This window comes from Neisseria sp. P0021.S007 (assembly GCF_051956855.1).
Genome location: NZ_JBQCXA010000188.1, coordinates 1 through 977 on the forward strand (window position 1 = coordinate 1; position 977 = coordinate 977).

The 977-nt window shown below is 54.6% G+C and carries 1 pseudogene; it reads left to right on the plus strand.

Going from position 1 to position 977, the window contains the following annotated elements:
- A pseudogene (locus tag ACTHUR_RS12105) lies at positions 1-977 on the plus strand (aldehyde dehydrogenase family protein); the annotation flags it as partial.

The window sequence follows — 977 nt, forward strand, 5'->3', positions numbered from 1 at the left end:
TGTTTCACAGCACCCACGTTTTCACCGGAGAAACCATTTACCGCAGACCGGCGCAAAGCTATACCGAGTTCACCGACGAATTAAACCGCCTCCAAACCCTTCAGCAAACCTTCGCACAATCAAGCATTATCGAGCGCACTGCCCTCTTACAACAATTTGCCGACAGCCTTACCCAAAACCAAGAACGCCTTGCTGAAATGGTCTGCGAAGAAGTCGGACGCTGCCTGCACGAATGCCGTGCCGAAATCAGCAAATCCATCGAGCTTATCCGCTATTACGTCCGCCTTACCGCCTAACTGCTTGCCCATAAAACCATCGCCACTCAAGCCAGCCTCAGCCAAGTCCGCTTCGAGCCTTTGGGCGTTGTTTTGGCAGTCATGCCGTGGAACTACCCTGTTTGGCAGATTTTACGATTTGCCATCCCTGCCCTCTGTGCCGGCAATGCCTGCGCGGTCAAACCTGCGCCCAGTGTCGCCCGCGTCAGCGAAACACTCTTCAACCTCGTCCCCAAAGGTTTGCCGCTTATCGGCGCATGGTTAAACCATGAAGACACGCTTAAAGCCATTGAAGATACCGATGCCATGGCATTTACCGGTTCGACCCATACCGGTCGCTTGCTGGCCGCCCATGCGGGCAGACATCTGAAAAAAACCGTCCTTGAACTGGGCGGCAGCAATCCGTTTATTATCCTGCCTGATGCCGATCTGCAACGTGCAGTCATCGATGCCTGCTATTCGCGCTTTCGCGATGCCGGACAATCCTGCAATGCCGCCAAGCGCATCGTTGTTACCCAAGATATTGCCGAACAATTTATCCCGCTCTTCCTTGCCGAATGCGCCAAACTGCAAACCGGCAATCCCAAAGACCCGAACACTACCCTTGCCCCGCTTCACCGCGAAGACCTGCGTCAAACCGTACACGAGCAGGTTCAAGATGCGGTTGCACATGGCGCGCAGTGCTTGAGCGGCGGTTATATC